The sequence below is a fragment of the Bacillus sp. CHD6a genome (assembly GCF_001293645.1).
Taxonomy (GTDB): domain Bacteria; phylum Bacillota; class Bacilli; order Bacillales; family Bacillaceae_I; genus Sutcliffiella_A.
The window spans coordinates 99959-115918 of record NZ_LBMD01000003.1; the positions used below are offsets into that span (position 1 = coordinate 99959).

Sequence of the window (15960 nt, forward strand, 5' to 3'; positions counted from 1 at the left end):
AAAATTTTTATGTTGTGTCGATAAGAAAAAAAAGAAAAACACCCCTAAAGGTGTCATTATCTTGAATTAACAGGTTTAGCATATAAAATATATCTTTCAGGTGCCGCACCAGTAAGGGTAAAGGGATAACATGTGGTAAGAAGGAGATCTTCCTTTTCCTTTTGAAGGGTAATCACTGTTCTGTCATCCTCATCTACTATCTTGGAATCATAGATTTCATACATATATTCCCCATATGGCATATTCACATAGAATTTATCACCAATTTCCAGTTCACCTAAGCGAAGAAAAACAGTGTCTCGATGGCCTGAAAACACGATTTGGCCCTCTTCACCTGGAAAAGATGCGCCCTTAAAATGACCTACTCCCTTTTCCAGCTCTGCAGGGTCTGTTCCTTCTACTATTGGCAGTTCAGCTTCAAGTTTAGGGATTTTAAGTAAACCTACAACTTCTCCTGTCTCAGGTGCATAATCATCCGGTTTCTTAGGACGATCTTTTTTTTCTAGTGTATTCTTTTCGCTTACCATTTCCTTCGTTATAGAGACAGCATCTTTAAGTGCCGCCTCTGTTTTTCTATCCATTGTAATTTTTTCAAAGAGGCCATAGCCAATAAAGGAAAGACCTGTAAAGATAAACAGAATAGCCACTATAATACCCTTTTTCAAAGTTTATTTTCACCTCTTATACAATTTTGCTTTCACACTCATTTTACCTAATTTTAGAAAAACATCAACTACATGGTTAACTATTTACAATAACTTATCAAACACACCACCCATTTTTTTCATAAAAATAGGCATAAAAGCAGTCATAAAATGTAGCCCTATTAAAGCAAAATAATAAAACTTAAACCTAGCCAACTTAAATACAAGCGGAATAATCACAAGAAGAATCCCCGCCACGCTTATTAGAGAATAGATCATAGTCCCTTGAGTTTCTCCAAAGGTTACAAGTAAATAAAAGAATCCCAAGATACTAATGTTGTATATTAAGAATATTAGTGAAAGTGTGAAGCAGATAAAATTAGCAGTACGCTTAAATATTGATTTCCAATCTATGTTTTTCATCGTTCTATGTCCCCCTATAAAACATCATTCTTTTGTCTATTTATTTAGTTCGATATAAAAGTACATTTTTCCTGTTTTTTTCCTAATTCTGAAAAAAAGGTTGTCGAATTTAAAAAGACCCTAAGAAAGGGTCTCTTTAAATACCAATAAAGGTCGTATAGCCTTGGGACCTTAATGTCGCAGCCAAACGGTCTGCATTTTCTTTTTGAGAGAAGGCTCCTGTCTGTACTTTGTATAGATTATCTTCTCTGAATACAAAGGTGTTAAAGCCTTTTTTGTTGAGTTCTGCTGCAAGACTATCCGCATTTTTCTTTGCACGGAATGCCCCTACTTGCACTTTATATATTTTTGTTGACGGGGGTGGTGTTGGTTTAAGTTTTAGATTAAAATATTCTACTAACCCTTCTGCAATAGCCAGGGCACATGTTCTACGGTAGCTATCCGTTTTCAATAACTGTGCTTCTGGATAGTAAGTCATAAATCCGCATTCACACAAGATGGATGCCATTGTTGTTTCCCGGAGAACATGGAAATTTGCTGATTTTATTCCTCTATCTCTTCTACCTGTTGCTTGGATGAGTCTGCGGTGAACCATATTGACGAGGCGATCAGAGTTTGGGGACTGAACAATTGGAGTGTATGTTTCTATTCCTTGAGCGGTATTCCATCCTCCATTACCAAAAGCATTTGCATGAATGGAGACAAATGCACGTGCTTCCCAGGCATTTGCTCTGTCTGTGCGTTCTTGTAAAGGGACATCTCTATCATCGGAGTGGGTGAAGAGTACTTCCACATCTTGGTAACGCAACAATTCCTGTCTTGTATATTGAGCAACTACCCTATTAAATTCATACTCTCTCATTCCATCGGGTGTACGCTTTCCTGGAGTATTGTATCCATGGCCTGCGTCTAATACTATCTTCATACATTACACCTCTTTCTACAATTTTAGACCACTTGTACTATCATCATATGTCCGATTTGTAAAAGATTTACAAAAACAGGCATATAACCTGTCCACCTCCTTGTAACCTTTTATATTATTTAACGTCTAACTATACAAAGGTGGGTATGGGTTATATATAGTGGTGGAAAAGGGAGAAATAACTCATATGGTTAATCGATTCTACAAAAACGGAGGCGGAACTATGTATAAAATGATGCTATTACTAATAGTTTTCACGATGCTGGCTGCATGTGGGACAGGCGGGAACTCTAATGAAGGAAGCCCAGAGACAAATGATAACTCATCAGGAAGTGAGGTAACAGATGGAGGAGAAGATAATTCCGACGGTACTGATGATGAGTCGGATGATACGGAAGAATCAAAGGAAGAATTGAAAAAGGACCTCGAAAGATCTAAAGAAGGAGAACTCGCAGGGCAAATTGAACGCCAAAATAAAGACTTTGTTTTTACCGTAACAAACAATCACGAGAAAGATGCTGACATTCACTTTTCTTCCGGCAAAGAATATGACTATGTCGTACAAGATGCATCAGGAAAAACAATCAAAAGGCTCTCTACCGGCATGATGTACACCCAAGCAATAAAAGAACTCGTCTTGGCACCTGGTGAAAGCCTTGAATACCCTACAACTTACAAGGACGTAGCTGCAGACCTCCCACCAGGAGAATATAGTATTCAATTCATCTTCACTGGTTCGAACCATCATGCGACAGCAAAAGAAACCTTCACAGTCGAATAAGGTGTACATTTGTCATGAGGTTGTAACTCCCTTCCAAAAAACCTATAATAGAACTAGAAGATTTTCCCGGCAAAGGTCTACGAAATGAAGTAGACCTTTTCGTTTTTTGTTATAGATAGGCTCCCTGACCGCCTAAGAACGTTTGAAACTAAGAGTTGCAGAAGAGTTAATGACACACTTCTTCACAACCGGTCCCCCCTGCTGCCTGCAGGGCAAGGTGTGAGACTCCTGCGGGGGATAACGGTAGCTTGAGACCCCACAGGCGAAGCCGAGGAGGCTCAAGCACCGTCCCGCGGAAAGCGAACACCTGGAACGGAAGGCAGTAGGGAGTTATAGAGACACACTTTTTCAAACAATAATGGATGGTGACAAAAATGGAGCAGTTCGCAGCATGGCTAATAGATTCATACCCACTTACTAACGACAACAACAGAAACATCCTAAAAGAAGGCTTAAAACTGTTCCGCCAAGGTAACGTCATACACGCCTACCAAGAAGGCTCCACCATGACCGGAAAAGTCCAAGACAACGGCCAAAAACACGTCCTGCTTGACGAAGAAATCGGTGACCTCAGCAGATGCTCATGCGGTGCAACGACCCTCTGCCCCCATCAGCTAGCCACCTTTCTTTCCGTCTGGTCACAATCCAAAACCATTGCCTCTCTGATCGACGGCTGGAAGGAGCAAAGCACGGAAAACATCCTTCCAAGCCTAACATCAGCAACTATAAAAAAGGAAGCAACTAGCTATGAAGACAGTTCTCTTTCTAGCTGGCTTGATTTTGTAGACTATCAGCATCAGCAATATAAAAGTTCCATTCCTAGTAAACGAACCTATCTTACCGGCCTGACACACGCGTTCTTTCCTAAACTGCGCACACAGGCTCCTAAGAAAGCGGAAATACGTCCATTATTTTTATTACACGCTTCTCTCTATTGTATGAAGCAGGTGATCAGCAACTATGATAGCTCACAGCCTTATCAATACATCGCAGATATTCTACATCGTTTTGTTGATATGGTGGAAGAGGAATCAAAAGGCTTGTTTCATAGCGCTATCGCCTTTCAACTAGACTCTTTGCTGAAAGAAAGCAGACAACTGATACGAGAAACGTTGTTGCAACAAGAGGAGCCTTTTATTAGGGAAATGTTTTATGTCTATCAATTCACCTGGAATGATGTTTTCCAACGTCGCAACTGGATGTCCTCAGAACTGAAAGAGCTAGAGGGTGACACTTCCATTCAGGCCGAGTTGGCAAAGACACATTTATTATTTTTACAGAAAAAAGATGAAGAGGCATTGAAGTTGGTCAAGAAAAACAGCAGTCAGTATGCCCCCTATCTTTTCCATTGGTTACAATCCTTGGTTTCCAACAAAGCTAAGGACAGGTTAGAGAGCTGGCTAGCTGTCTCGTTGCCGATAGTGACCTCCTATATTCATTCAGAACCTACCTATGACCGGAAAAGGCAGCTGACCAAGCATCTGCTCAAGTTATTGACGGAGTTTGCAATGGAAACTAGGCAAGATAAACTCTATAAAGAAGCAATGCGAAAATTGATGCCTTATAGTTACGGTGAATATGAATGGTACCTGTTTGAAACGAAGAACTTCCGCCAGTGGGTGGAGTTACAGCTTTGGATGGGCTTTGAGCTAAGCGGTTTGGAAGCTTATAAGCTGAAAGAAATCAAAAAAACCGATGCCTATGCACTTTTCCCCCTCTATCATGTGGCGATAAACAAGGCATTGGAGCAGCGAAATAAAACCGCTTATAAAGAAGCGACATCGTTATTGAAAACATTACATAGTCTCTATAAAAAAGAGAAACTTGAAGACATCTGGCTTCAGTATTTATTGCAGCTAAAAGAAGGAACGAAGCGACTCCGCTCCTTCCAAGAAGAATTAAAAAAGGGAAGATTCAGTTATGATTAATGAGGCGTTATTAGCCAAATCAACTTATATGGAAGAACGGAATCAATTTTTTTTACATGTAAAAATCCGTTCCTCCGTTTTGCCACCGTCGCGTTTTATCCCCCTTCTCTTTACATGGCATGAGGGATCCTATTTCGGTTCCATCCTAAATGAATCGACCTATGATGGTGTTACAGGAATTTTCTTGAATCCGAGTGACGCGCTTGAACTGTTTGCCAACAATACCGAGAACTCCTTTATTGAGTTGGAGTGGTGCGATCAATCGGAACAATATCGACTTATTGCGCCAACAGTTGCTGACCTGTTAAACGAAAGAGCCTTTCAACCGAGTTTTGCAGCATGGCAGGAAGGCAAACTTTCCTTTGCTTTAACAAAAGAAGGACAGGAGATGATCGCACAAAATCCCCTCCTCCCTTCCTATGCAGGCAAAATGGAAGAATGGCTGGACGCGATAATGAAGGATTGGATGGATCGCAAGGAGGATGGGTATCTCCAGACCTACTGGATGGATTACACAAAAGACCCGAGGCAATTAGCAGCGGAAGGTTCACTGGTGGAGTATGTGGATGAAGAAGACTGGCTTCGAGACATTGGATGGACGAAAGATACCACCCCATTCAAGCTTGGCCTCCGCCTTTTAGAGCCTGAAAAAGGGGAACAAGACTGGAAGTTGGAAACCCTGCTGAAGGATAAAAAAACAGAAGAATTATTTGTGTGGGAACAAGACAGCCTCCCTCCTTCTTATAAAAAATACAAAAAAGAAGTGAATCGTGGATTTAAGAAGTGGCAGCAGCTGACTCCATCACTTTTTTCAAATGGACAGATTAGAAGTTATCTGACAGAAGAAGACGCATGGCGGTTTCTTGTAGATGGCAGCGAGAGATTGTTGGCGATTGGGAGCTTCATTTTTCTTCCGCCATGGTGGCAAGCCATCAAGGATTCTAAGATAAAAGTGAAAGCAAGAGTGAACAGTTCAAAGAAAGGCGGCGGCCATTCCCAATCTTTTGTTGGTTTGCAGTCCTTAGTTAATTTTGAATGGCGTTTTTCGACTCGCAATACGGAGCTTTCCGAAGAAGAGTTCCTTGCATTAGTAGAAGAGAACCGCCGCCTTGTACAGATTAAGGGCGAATGGGTCGTGTTGGATCCAGGGTTTATTGAAGAGATTAAACGGATGATGAAGCATGCAGAAGAGAACGGTATCCGAATGGAGGATCTGTTGAAAAGCAATGCAGCTGGAATGGGCGGTGAGTTTCCCGATGAAGTTGATGCGGGGGGAAGCTATTCGATCCAGGATATTTCCTATGAACTGACCGGATCTGCCGAGCGCTTGATTGAACAACTCTATCAAGGCAAGGACATCCCGCCTTTTGAGGTGCCTGAGACATTCAAAGGGGAGCTCAGACCATACCAAGAGCAAGGTGCAGCATGGCTGACCTTTTTAAGGGAGCATGGCTTCGGGGCTTGTCTTGCAGATGACATGGGACTCGGAAAAACCATCCAGCTTATCGCCTATTTCCTTTCATGCAAGGAAAAGGATCCGGAAGGTCCGCCTGTCCTCATTATTTGCCCTACTTCTGTCCTTGGAAACTGGCAAAAAGAACTGGAAAAATTCGCTCCAAGTTTGAATGTTATGTTGCATTACGGACCTAATCGTGGCAAAGGGTCTATATTCCGAGAGGCTGTGTTGAATTCTGATGTGGTGTTGACATCCTATGCTATTTCTCACCTTGATGAAGAGGAATTGGCAAGTGTCGGCTGGCGTACCATCTGCTTGGATGAAGCACAAAACATTAAGAACGCTGACACGAAGCAATCTCAGGCTGTTCGGAATTTAAGCGGTGGCCATCATATCGCCTTGACTGGTACCCCTATGGAAAACCGTCTGTCAGAACTATGGGCAATTTTTGATTTTATTAATCCAGGATACTTAGGGTCTTTAGGTTCCTTCCATAAGCAATTTGTGTTGGCGATTGAAAAGGATCAGGACAAAAAGAAGATTCAGCAATTGCAAATGCTTATTCAACCGTTCTTACTCCGTCGCACGAAGCAGGATGAACAGGTAGCATTGAACCTCCCTGCCAAGCAGGAGCAAAAAGAATACTGTCCACTGACCATCGAGCAAGCTTCCATCTATGAACAGTTAGTAAAAGAAACTTTGGATAAGGTGGAAGAGTTAGGCGGTATCCAACGCCGTGGCCTTGTGTTGAAAATGCTTGGGCAGTTAAAGCAAGTCTGCGATCATCCTGCCCTTTATCTAAAAGAGGAAACTCCCGATAATCTTTTGATGCGCTCCAGTAAAATGGAAAAGCTGGTGGAACTCGTCGAGCAGATTCGTTTACGCGGAGAAAGCTGCCTTATTTTCACCCAGTACATTTCCATGGGGAATATGATTATCGAAGCATTGGAATCTTCACTCGGAGAAAAAGGAAGATTTCTAAATGGTAGTGTTGTCAAAAAGGAACGTGATCAACTGATTGAAGATTTTCAGAACGGGGAATTTAATGTGTTGGTCCTTTCATTGAAGGCCGGCGGTACCGGACTGAACCTGACAGCCGCCAATCATGTAATCCATTATGACCGCTGGTGGAATCCAGCCGTGGAGAATCAGGCAACCGACAGAGCATACCGAATTGGCCAGAGCCGTTTTGTCCACGTCCATAAGTTTATTGCAACCGGTACGCTGGAGGAAAAAATTGATGCCATGATTGAATCCAAGCAAGCGCTGAACAATCAAATCATCACGAGCGAAGGCTGGATTACGGAGCTTGATAATGAGGAATTGAGGGATTTGTTGACGTTGAGGTAATGGGATTGGAAGAAGCGCAGCACCCATCTACAAAGATGAGTCTGCGCTTTTTTGTTTTGACTCTTTACGATTTTTTTTAACGTAGGTGGACAGGAAACCCGTTATAATACCTTTTAATCCTCCCATTCCATCCAACCAAACATCTGCCCACTGGCCACTGCGGTTTGGATGGTGAAATTGCAAAAACTCATCCAGCATCGCAATAACAAGCAGAATAGATAGACTGAACAGAAACACTCTCCAATACTTTCTCCCTAAAGAACTGGCAAAATACCGGACAAGCAAATAACCAAGAACACTATAAAAAAACAGGTGCGCTCCTTTTCGAAAAAGGAATTCCACAAACTGATAGCCTCCCATATTGTCTACACTCAATTGGTTATTCACATAAGGAATCTCCACTCCCGAGAGTACAGCAACAATATGCTCCTCTGCCACAAGCATTCGCAAATATGGCCTGATATCCTGTTCTGCATAGGACATGGAAGACAAATAGAACAATATGACAGTCCAACCAAAGGCAAGAAACAGATAATATAGAATCCTCTTATTTCTCATATGAGCCACCACCGTAATTGAGTTAGAAGCAAAAAAAATTCCACTTAATTACGGTGTGTCCTAACTAGGCATGCCTTATACCCATCAACTAAAATTCTTACTGGTCACTCCTCGTCTAGATTGCTTTAAACTTAGATAGGCGGTTTTCCCTTTGTATTTCACAAAAATCCTTTGTAATAACCCTTCTACTAAATCTTGACAGACTTGTTCCGGACATTCTAACTTTAAGAAGGCTTTACGTTGTCTGTACCAGGCGTAAGAAGAAATATCAAGTTGATAGCTTGGGAGGTTGATGGTTACAGAAATAATCCTTTTATCTGCATAAGAGCGAAAGTGCAGTTCAACAGATTGGTTGGAACTTGTTGAAATGCAGCGCCAATTACCATTCTTAATCGATTCCTCTTTAGAAATTTCCAATGCATCAAAGAAAGAGGACCTGGGTGCTGATGAATAGTCATCCATTGGCTCTTTTATATAAATAAAATAATCTTGCCCATCTTGATTCTGACCTTCCGTACCAGGAAGGAAACTTATCGTAGTTAACTTAAAATCAGCCACATCCATCACTCCCTCTTTCATCTTTCACTCCTCCTAATTATAGATAATTTTACTTTTTATAGAAAATATAGGAAAATAGATGATTCTTTGTGTTTCTCTGGGTATTCTTTCCTATTCTCAATCATTCTCTTTATTTTGCAATATTCGACATTGTTCCGTTTAAGAACATTAAGTAACCTTGTTCCGGACGAGAACAACCACTCCCTCTCTTTTCCATTACGTTAAAAGAAATGCGGAAAAGAGGCAGGAGATATGATGAACACGTCCTTTTTAGCGAGAAACATTAAACACCTTCGTAATCAGAAGAACTGGTCGCAACAAGATCTTGCCGATCGCCTGAACAGGGTGCACGGTACCATCAGTAAATGGGAGACTGAAAAGGAAGTCCCACCTATAGAAACACTCATAGAACTAAGTAAATTTTTTGAGATTTCTATTGATTACCTGGTAGGTAACCACTACGAACAAGAACATTATGTAAAAGAATTTAACCAACTCTATCAAATTAATCAACATGATGAAGAACTGATGCACATTGTGGACTATTTGAAGCAACACCCCAATTTTAAAGACATCCTACATAAGTACACCCACATGAGCATTACAGATAGAAAAGTGATGGAAGACATCTTGGGTATCTATGTCCATAAGTGAATTTGGGCAAAAAAAGCCAACCCTCGTAAAGGCTGGCACCAAGGAATGGAGAACAAAGAGGCAAATCTTCTCTCTAGAGGAACCAAGAGGGCTTATCCTCTGCAAATTGCTGATAAGCAAAAAAAGAAAGGCAGCTTGTTTCCGCAAGTTGCCTTTTTCAGAAAGGCTAAAGCAAATATGGGAGGGGAGCCCTTTGCTTTATAGGTAAAATATAGATTGCTTGATACAATTGAATGTTCATTGGGATGACCTTACATGACTTTAGCTACACTCCCACCTTTTCAGGCGTTAAAGGTTGTGTCGCGAAATCTGGGAATTCTGATGTTCTCTGAGACGAGTGGTTAGCATGCGGTTGATTTTGGTGATGTTCAATTTGTCTGTTTTCCTGTGGAGGCTGGGACTGTTCCCAACGCTGCACCTCTATACGGTCTTGATTTGTTGTCGAATCCTGTTTTTCTGGATACGGTGGAATCGGTGGTACAGAAGGCTTTTCCTCCTTCTTTTTTTCAAGGAAACGCACATTATCCACCACCACATCGGTAACAAAAACTGTCGTTCCATCCTTTGATTCATATCGACTAGTCTGTATCCTACCTGTGACTGCCACAAGTGCACCTTTTCGACAATAATTTGCAGTCGTCTCAGCAATACCTCTCCACGCCGTGCAAGAGACAAAGTCAGCCTCATAAACACCTTCCTGATTTTTAAAGTTGCGATTTACAGCAAGTCTGAAACTTGCCACAGGAGTTCCATCACTCGTATAACGCAGATCAGGGTCCTTCACCATCCGACCAATCAGCACCACTTCGTTAATCACTATTCTCCCTCCTTTTTCTACAAATTTCGTGTTGCTCCGTTATCATAACTGCTTAGTTAAAGTAGGTAAAATGAAGGTTTTCCGTTTTTGAGGCGATAAATTAAAGGAAAATTAGATTTTCCTCTAAGGGAATAATCTTGTTTTAGTGAGTGGGCTAGTTGTCGAAAAATGAAATTAGGCTTATGAGAGATTTTTTTCTCGTCTTGTCTTAGGAGAAGGTATCTTTCCTTGTGCTTATGTTATAATAAGACAAAATATTGGTACAGGTCATGGCGGTTGCAAGGTACCCCAAAAATTTACCCGTTGGAGGAAAATCATGAAAACGTTCAAACTTGTTGCACTATCCCTCGTAAATGGCGAAGAAGTTGAACAGCTGGATTTACAAGACGGATTAATTATCAATAGAGAGTACGGAAAAGAAAATTGGCTGATTGAAGCATTGCTGCCAAAAAGCGAGCCGGAAAAATATGAAGGATTCCGCGATAATGAAGAAATGCTTCATGTTCAAGCGACCATCTCAAAATCCACAAATGACCCAGCTTCCTTTGAGGTCGTCGTCCGCCAAGTAGCCGTGATGGAAGACAAAATGAGCATCCTGTTTGAAGGCGAGCTCTTTCGAAAAAACTCCAACTACCACGAAAAGCTGCTGGAGCGACTAGTGCGAGAAGGCTACACCGGTGACGATCTTGTAGATGCGTTCAAAAACAAAGTAAAAGAAAAACCGGTGCTTGAGAAGAGTAAATGATAATGGTTAATGGTTTAGTTTGATAAAGCGATAAAGAGGGGTCTGACCCGCTGTGCGTTAATGCACTAAAGAGGGGTCTGACCCTTTTCGCGTTTAGCCTTTGTTTCCGGAGTCATGTTAGGTGGTTGTGAGGCAAATGTCCGAAGTTTTGCTGATTTTGACCGAAGTTCTCCGAAAGTTGACCGAATATTTTGCGAAGTTGACCGAAGTTTTCATATAGTTGACCGAACGAATTTTTCAAATGGCCGAACCCCACCTGGAATTTGACTGAACTAGCTAAATGATTGACCGAACCTCGTGGAAAAAGAGTGTTAAATTGTCCAAAGCCCTCCTAAGATTGTCCGAACACTATACAAAGCACGGAAAGTCATCCAAAAGTCACTCATCTAGACATAATTTCACACAGAAAACGCTGCTCAACCTCTCGACTCATCTACTTGGCGCATGCTCTCCCACGGCTTCCTCATCTACCCTACCAATAAACTCCGCCTCTACCACATATCGCTCAGGCGCACTACCTATAAACGTAAAAGGATAGCAAGTTGTTATCGTCAATACCTCCCGAGGCCTCGGGACCACTACCGATGTATCTTCTTTGTCTACCACCCTAATTCTTCCAATCTTATAAGTGTACAAACTACCTTCAAATCTAACCAGAACCTTATCGCCTATCTTAAGTTCCCCAAGCCTCCTAAAAACCGTATCCCTATGACCTGAAAACACGATGTTTCCCCCATCCCCAGGTAAAAGCGTCCCGGGAATATGTCCTACACCCCTTACAAGCTCTTTTTCTGACACGCCATGAAATACTGGAATACTTATCTCTAAAACAGGAAAATACACTTCGCCAATTTGCTCTCCAACGGCAATAGCAACTGTCTGAAACTCTGTCAAATCCTCACGTAAAGGTAATTTTTCAACCGGTCCACGTTCCAACTTCGCCCGATCTTCCACCGCCGAAACTCCCTGCCAATACAAAAGGCCGCTTCCAACAAACAAAGCAGCCCCCGTCACCATCACCATCCAAAGTACAACTACCAAATAACGTTCCCGCATGGCCTACGCCCTGCGGAACTTTCTCACACCAAGCGTCATACCAGCCAATCCTACCAAGCACAATCCTATCAGCATCCCTAGTCCATAAACAGAAGCAGTATCAGGCATTCTATTGGTATAAAGCTCATCACTCATTTTTACTCCAACCTGACCTAAATGAATGAGCTCCTTTCCTGTAGCCTGCACATAGGAAGGCGATACAATTTGCTCATCCATCACTGCTGAAGCAAGAAGCGCACCCTCTCCATCAAAAATGTCTAAATGAACTTCCTTCCCTTCCAACCATCCAGGCTGCATTAGCGCTTCTTGTGACACCTTTACCCGGCTACCATCCTCTACATGAAGATCCGCCTCCACTCTAAATACTTCCATGAACTCTGTCCAAAGGGAAAACACTTTTTCAACGGAATTGGGTTCTTCCTTCAACATGCCTTGCAATCTTTCAAGCTCTTCCGCTAACACATCTTTTGGTAAGCTTAAAATATGCTGGAAGATTTGCCGTGCTTCTTCCGCTTCGAATCCCATGGACACTAGAAAGTCTTCCGCGCGAGCCACTTCTTCTTCGTGGGTCATATAGAAGTCAACTGCAATCTCCAAGTCCTCAATGAACGTATAATCCTGCACCTTTTCCCCAAAACGAGACAAAAGGACCTCTAGTTCTTCTTTCGTCAAATCATAGGTTTCAAGCATAACAAGAAGGTTCTCCTCATTGATTGGAGTCCCAAGCTCATCACGAAGATGTTTAATGTCCTTGAAATCTTCCAAACCGACCTCATAAAACGTCAAATACTTATCAAGGTCCTTCCTCGTCCAACCGATTTCCTCTAAGTAGGAATCCACTTCTTCCTCTTTTGGTGCCGCCGTCGCATTAAATGGGGAAAAGAATAGTGTCGAGCCTATTACAAACGCACAAACAACCAACATAAACCGCTGCATCTTTCATGCCTCCTATTTATCGTTACACTTTTTTAGTAGCATGCGCATGCACGGAAAATTTATGCAGAAAAATAGTCCTTTGATTAAATGAAAAAAGCACCCAAATCTCCCGAAATTAGTGGGGAAAATCAGATGCTCATACTATTAAGAAGCGCCCTGCAATGCCGCCTCAATATCTTCTTCAAAAGTTTGGATAACTGGCTGTAATACTTCATCCAGCTTACGGAAAGTCGACGAAACACTTCCCGCTGATATTCCAAACTCTTCTGCTAACGCTTTCTGTGTTTCCTGCTGTTCTTTCATAAAATGTGTGTCTAAAAAGTAAATCAATGCGGCAGCGTAATTCTGCTCATTGCGGATCATCGGACTCTCTTTCATGCAATAGATGGACCAGAGCATGGAAGCAAACTCCAAAAATCTTTCCGGATATCCGCGCTTTTTAGCTCCATCTGCAAACAATCCTAGTACACGCTCCTGCGCCTTATCTTGGACAGGTAACTGTTGCACATCCTCTTCACTTAATTCAAATTCTACCATTTTACCGGCAAGGTCCGGGAATTCTGCTCGTATATAGGCTGAATCAATGGCAACCTCTGAAAATTCCTCCATAAACTTCTCTTCCAGACGAATTGTCTCTAGTACCCCACGTTCAAAGGTGGACATGAACACAACTTTTGCCTGCTTGAAAGGGACAAACATGCCAATAACCAGCTCATTTTTACTTAAAGTATCTTCTCTGCCAATGTAAGTGACTTTTTCTTTCTCTTTTGTGAAAAAGTCCTCCATGGTGTAAGTCTCCCCACGCACATTTGCCACTTTATAGACAGAAGGGTATGCATTTTGCCAGTTTTCTGCCCATTCTTTTACCTGTGGACGCGAGAACTTGCCTGCTTGAACGGATGCAAACTCTTCCACAATCGTCAAACCATTATCACGCTTTACCGTGAACATATACCATAGATGGAGGAGCTCGTTATATGCCTCACTCTTCATCTCATTCATTGAAAATTTATGTAGATACTTGGAGCTTACCGTTTCAAGTTCACTTGAGAACTTTTGATATGCATAGCGCATCAAGTCAATTTGTAAAGCCATCACTTCTGTTTCTAACACTTTATCCAGGCCGTTTTGCTTTTTTTCACAACACTTTTTATATTTCTTTCCACTGCCACAAGGACACGGTTCGTTTCTTCCAATCATTCTATCACCTTAAACCTTTTGTTTTTTCTAAGTTGTTCTCATTTGAGATTTACAGACAACGAGTTTAATTCTAACACATTTAATGCCTCTCATGTAGCCGATCAATGACTGGATAACTTAACCAGTCATCTTTCTCCAAAACAAAAAACACCTCCGAACATTTACGGAAAGGTGTTATCTAGTAATCTATCTTATTTATTTTACAAGCAACTGCAGCTTTTCTTTCATTTCATCTATAAGTTCCATCATGGATATATTCTCTCTCTCTGTGCCTTGTTGATAGGCATATTGAAGCACTTTAATAATCTCTTCTTTGCTTTCAATACTTTTATAGTCGTTCATCAACCAAATTTCACCGCCTAATTAATTACAAAATATACTACAATTCTACTACTTTCTACCAAAAACACAAGAAGAATCTTATTAATTTGCTAGATATTCGTCGGTTTTTGTTTTTTATCATATACCCTTTCATGCTAAAATCAAACTTCTTTCTTTGAAATTTGCTTTCGTCATCTATAGTTATATATAGTTAAGTTGAAAGAAGGTGTCCAAAGTGAAATTTATCAAAGGAATATTTATTACAGCCCTTATCCTAGGAATCCTTGGATATGCAGGCTATTATTTTATCAATAAATACTTGGAAGATCAGGCAGTCGATTATGTGGAAAAAGACTTGGTGAAAAATAACGATGTCGCTATGGCTCGGGAGTATGTAGACAGATCGCCTGCCTTGAAGAACTATATTGCAGAGGGAGCAGAAGCTAACCTGGAAGAGCTGCCAGTCCAAACCCGTGAAGAAGCAACAAGAATGGTCATGCAAAAACTAAGTTTTCAAGAAATGCAGCAGATACAGTCAAAAGCAGCGAACGGCATGACGGAACAGGAAGTGCTGGAGTTAGTGGAAACATTTGAGGAGAAATTGACAGAGGAAGAACAGTTGGCATTGAAGGCGATTGTTTATAGGGAATTGTATGAATGACCAAGTAGAGTCCATGAACCTGAATGAAGAGGTTTATGGGCTTTTTATTTTTATTCTTCAAGGCTCCTACCCTCGCCAAACAGCGATGACAAGCATATGTTATGGAATGGATAGTATGTCTAAAGGAGGCATTATTCAATGTCCTTATATTTTGAATGGAGAAAAAGTTGCGGCTGCAGGGTGCCGTGTAATTGTGACGTGCAACCCAGGGGCATGGAACCAAGGTATTATTATAATCAGAGCGATGAAATGTTGGCGATTGAAGCGGACATGCCAACACAAGCTATTGAATTAAAGGTGAGGACCCATTTTCCAAATGAAGTGATAAAGTTAGATGCCATGATCGAAGCTTTTATCCTGACGGAAAACAATCCTGCATATAGTTTTATTGTCGAGTTCTCTTTGCTGCGCGAGACAATCCCGTTAACAAGTGAAAGTTTTGCATTAATTAATCAATTTGGACAAAATGATTGTGAAAAAACAATTATCAACACTACAAAAATTACCTGGACTGACATCATTCCGCTTCCTGGAACTTATACGTATTATATAGAGGTGAACCACATCACCCTCCCAAACCAACATATTGCAAGCGTAGAGGTTCAAGACCGATCGCTTACTGCCATTTCGTTCCCCACAGGCAAGCAAAAACCAGAAAAAAGAGAATAGTAATTTTTAAACAAACGTTGGTTCAAGCAGAAATGGAATTATAGGATTTCCAAGGGATACAGCGGTTGTGTTTCGGATTAACTTTTGAAAAAGTTATACAAGGAAAATTTAATTGATGTTGTCGAAAATGGCATGTTTGTGTTGTTCTATGCGCATTCACTAATTTAGAATAGCTTTTTTAAAACAAACGTTGGTTTAAGCAGAAATGAAAACATAGGATTCCCATAGGGTACAGCGGTTGTGTTTCGGATTAACTTTTGAAAAAGCTATGTTTGTAA

General features: G+C 41.3%; 17 protein-coding genes. 7 read left to right on the forward strand and 10 right to left on the reverse strand.

Features of this window, described 5'->3' with window-relative positions:
- Window positions 1–56: 56 nt before the first annotated feature.
- The 3 genes from AAV98_RS05105 to AAV98_RS05115 all read right to left on the reverse strand — a co-directional run bounded on the left by AAV98_RS05105 (window position 57) and on the right by AAV98_RS05115 (window position 1992).
- Window positions 57–665, reverse strand: coding sequence for a class D sortase (locus AAV98_RS05105; RefSeq protein WP_060664492.1), 609 nt, complete (start codon window positions 663–665; stop codon window positions 57–59).
- Window positions 666–749: 84 nt separating this feature from the next.
- Window positions 750–1067 carry a hypothetical protein gene (locus tag AAV98_RS05110; RefSeq protein WP_060664493.1) on the reverse strand — a complete coding sequence of 106 codons (318 nt, stop codon included), beginning with the start codon at window positions 1065–1067 and terminating at the stop codon, window positions 750–752.
- 136 nt (window positions 1068–1203) lie between these two features.
- Window positions 1204–1992: an N-acetylmuramoyl-L-alanine amidase gene (locus AAV98_RS05115; RefSeq protein ID WP_060664494.1), complete on the reverse strand. Its 789-nt coding sequence runs from the start codon at window positions 1990–1992 to the stop codon at window positions 1204–1206.
- 223 nt (window positions 1993–2215) lie between these two features.
- Here AAV98_RS05115 and AAV98_RS05120 point away from each other — a divergent pair, with 223 nt between their 5' ends.
- From AAV98_RS05120 to AAV98_RS05130, 3 genes are all read left to right on the forward strand, one after another.
- Window positions 2216–2773, forward strand: coding sequence for a BsuPI-related putative proteinase inhibitor (locus AAV98_RS05120; protein WP_060664495.1), 558 nt, complete (start codon window positions 2216–2218; stop codon window positions 2771–2773).
- 374 nt (window positions 2774–3147) lie between these two features.
- Complete coding sequence (locus AAV98_RS05125) at window positions 3148–4701, forward strand: hypothetical protein (RefSeq protein ID WP_156317637.1); 1554 nt, start codon at window positions 3148–3150, stop codon at window positions 4699–4701.
- Entirely contained in the window at window positions 4694–7507 is a 2814-nt protein-coding gene (locus AAV98_RS05130; RefSeq protein ID WP_060664497.1) for a DEAD/DEAH box helicase, read from the forward strand. The genes AAV98_RS05125 and AAV98_RS05130 overlap by 8 nt, the downstream gene beginning before the upstream one ends.
- A gap of 27 nt (window positions 7508–7534) precedes the next feature.
- On the opposite strand, the gene AAV98_RS05135 is transcribed toward AAV98_RS05130, so the two are convergent.
- Window positions 7535–8065 carry a VanZ family protein gene (locus tag AAV98_RS05135; RefSeq protein ID WP_060664498.1) on the reverse strand — a complete coding sequence of 177 codons (531 nt, stop codon included), beginning with the start codon at window positions 8063–8065 and terminating at the stop codon, window positions 7535–7537.
- 84 nt (window positions 8066–8149) lie between these two features.
- Window positions 8150–8644 (reverse strand): hypothetical protein, encoded by a 495-nt coding sequence (locus AAV98_RS05140; RefSeq protein ID WP_060664499.1) that lies wholly within the window; start codon window positions 8642–8644, stop codon window positions 8150–8152.
- A 231-nt stretch (window positions 8645–8875) separates the two neighbouring features.
- Here AAV98_RS05140 and AAV98_RS05145 point away from each other — a divergent pair, with 231 nt between their 5' ends.
- Window positions 8876–9277 (forward strand): helix-turn-helix domain-containing protein, encoded by a 402-nt coding sequence (locus AAV98_RS05145; RefSeq protein ID WP_060664500.1) that lies wholly within the window; start codon window positions 8876–8878, stop codon window positions 9275–9277.
- 265 nt (window positions 9278–9542) lie between these two features.
- Here AAV98_RS05145 and AAV98_RS19855 read toward each other — a convergent pair whose 3' ends face one another.
- Window positions 9543–10094, reverse strand: coding sequence for a single-stranded DNA-binding protein (locus AAV98_RS19855; RefSeq protein WP_082380775.1), 552 nt, complete (start codon window positions 10092–10094; stop codon window positions 9543–9545).
- Between the two features lie 316 nt (window positions 10095–10410).
- Here AAV98_RS19855 and AAV98_RS05155 point away from each other — a divergent pair, with 316 nt between their 5' ends.
- The gene (locus tag AAV98_RS05155) at window positions 10411–10839 is read left to right on the forward strand and encodes a YwpF family protein (protein WP_060664501.1); all 429 of its coding nucleotides are present in this window, start codon (window positions 10411–10413) and stop codon (window positions 10837–10839) included.
- 429 nt (window positions 10840–11268) lie between these two features.
- Here the strand turns inward: AAV98_RS05155 and AAV98_RS05160 are convergent, their stop codons facing one another.
- From AAV98_RS05160 to AAV98_RS20180, 4 genes are all read right to left on the reverse strand, one after another.
- Window positions 11269–11895 (reverse strand): class D sortase, encoded by a 627-nt coding sequence (locus AAV98_RS05160; protein ID WP_060664502.1) that lies wholly within the window; start codon window positions 11893–11895, stop codon window positions 11269–11271.
- A 3-nt stretch (window positions 11896–11898) separates the two neighbouring features.
- Window positions 11899–12831 (reverse strand): processed acidic surface protein, encoded by a 933-nt coding sequence (locus tag AAV98_RS05165; protein WP_060664503.1) that lies wholly within the window; start codon window positions 12829–12831, stop codon window positions 11899–11901.
- 144 nt (window positions 12832–12975) lie between these two features.
- The gene (locus AAV98_RS05170) at window positions 12976–14031 is read right to left on the reverse strand and encodes a YecA family protein (RefSeq protein WP_060664504.1); all 1056 of its coding nucleotides are present in this window, start codon (window positions 14029–14031) and stop codon (window positions 12976–12978) included.
- A 195-nt stretch (window positions 14032–14226) separates the two neighbouring features.
- Window positions 14227–14376: a hypothetical protein gene (locus AAV98_RS20180; RefSeq protein WP_197284232.1), complete on the reverse strand. Its 150-nt coding sequence runs from the start codon at window positions 14374–14376 to the stop codon at window positions 14227–14229.
- Between the two features lie 211 nt (window positions 14377–14587).
- Here AAV98_RS20180 and AAV98_RS05175 point away from each other — a divergent pair, with 211 nt between their 5' ends.
- A complete protein-coding gene (locus tag AAV98_RS05175; protein WP_060664505.1) occupies window positions 14588–15013 on the forward strand; it encodes a hypothetical protein in 426 nt (141 codons plus the stop codon).
- A gap of 138 nt (window positions 15014–15151) precedes the next feature.
- Window positions 15152–15682, forward strand: coding sequence for a hypothetical protein (locus AAV98_RS05180; RefSeq protein WP_060664506.1), 531 nt, complete (start codon window positions 15152–15154; stop codon window positions 15680–15682).
- Window positions 15683–15960: the final 278 nt, after the last annotated feature.

Coding starts and splice junctions, on each gene's coding strand:
- AAV98_RS05140 (WP_060664499.1), bottom strand. CDS start 8,644: ATGAAAGAGGGAGTGATGGATGTGGCTGATTTTAAGTTAACTACGATA.
- AAV98_RS05115 (WP_060664494.1), bottom strand. CDS start 1,992: ATGAAGATAGTATTAGACGCAGGCCATGGATACAATACTCCAGGAAAG.
- AAV98_RS05110 (WP_060664493.1), bottom strand. CDS start 1,067: ATGAAAAACATAGATTGGAAATCAATATTTAAGCGTACTGCTAATTTT.
- AAV98_RS05170 (WP_060664504.1), bottom strand. CDS start 14,031: ATGATTGGAAGAAACGAACCGTGTCCTTGTGGCAGTGGAAAGAAATAT.
- AAV98_RS05145 (WP_060664500.1), top strand. CDS start 8,876: ATGATGAACACGTCCTTTTTAGCGAGAAACATTAAACACCTTCGTAAT.
- AAV98_RS05135 (WP_060664498.1), bottom strand. CDS start 8,065: ATGAGAAATAAGAGGATTCTATATTATCTGTTTCTTGCCTTTGGTTGG.
- AAV98_RS05125 (WP_156317637.1), top strand. CDS start 3,148: ATGGAGCAGTTCGCAGCATGGCTAATAGATTCATACCCACTTACTAAC.
- AAV98_RS05120 (WP_060664495.1), top strand. CDS start 2,216: ATGTATAAAATGATGCTATTACTAATAGTTTTCACGATGCTGGCTGCA.
- AAV98_RS05130 (WP_060664497.1), top strand. CDS start 4,694: ATGATTAATGAGGCGTTATTAGCCAAATCAACTTATATGGAAGAACGG.
- AAV98_RS05155 (WP_060664501.1), top strand. CDS start 10,411: ATGAAAACGTTCAAACTTGTTGCACTATCCCTCGTAAATGGCGAAGAA.
- AAV98_RS05180 (WP_060664506.1), top strand. CDS start 15,152: ATGTCCTTATATTTTGAATGGAGAAAAAGTTGCGGCTGCAGGGTGCCG.
- AAV98_RS05160 (WP_060664502.1), bottom strand. CDS start 11,895: ATGCGGGAACGTTATTTGGTAGTTGTACTTTGGATGGTGATGGTGACG.
- AAV98_RS05165 (WP_060664503.1), bottom strand. CDS start 12,831: ATGCAGCGGTTTATGTTGGTTGTTTGTGCGTTTGTAATAGGCTCGACA.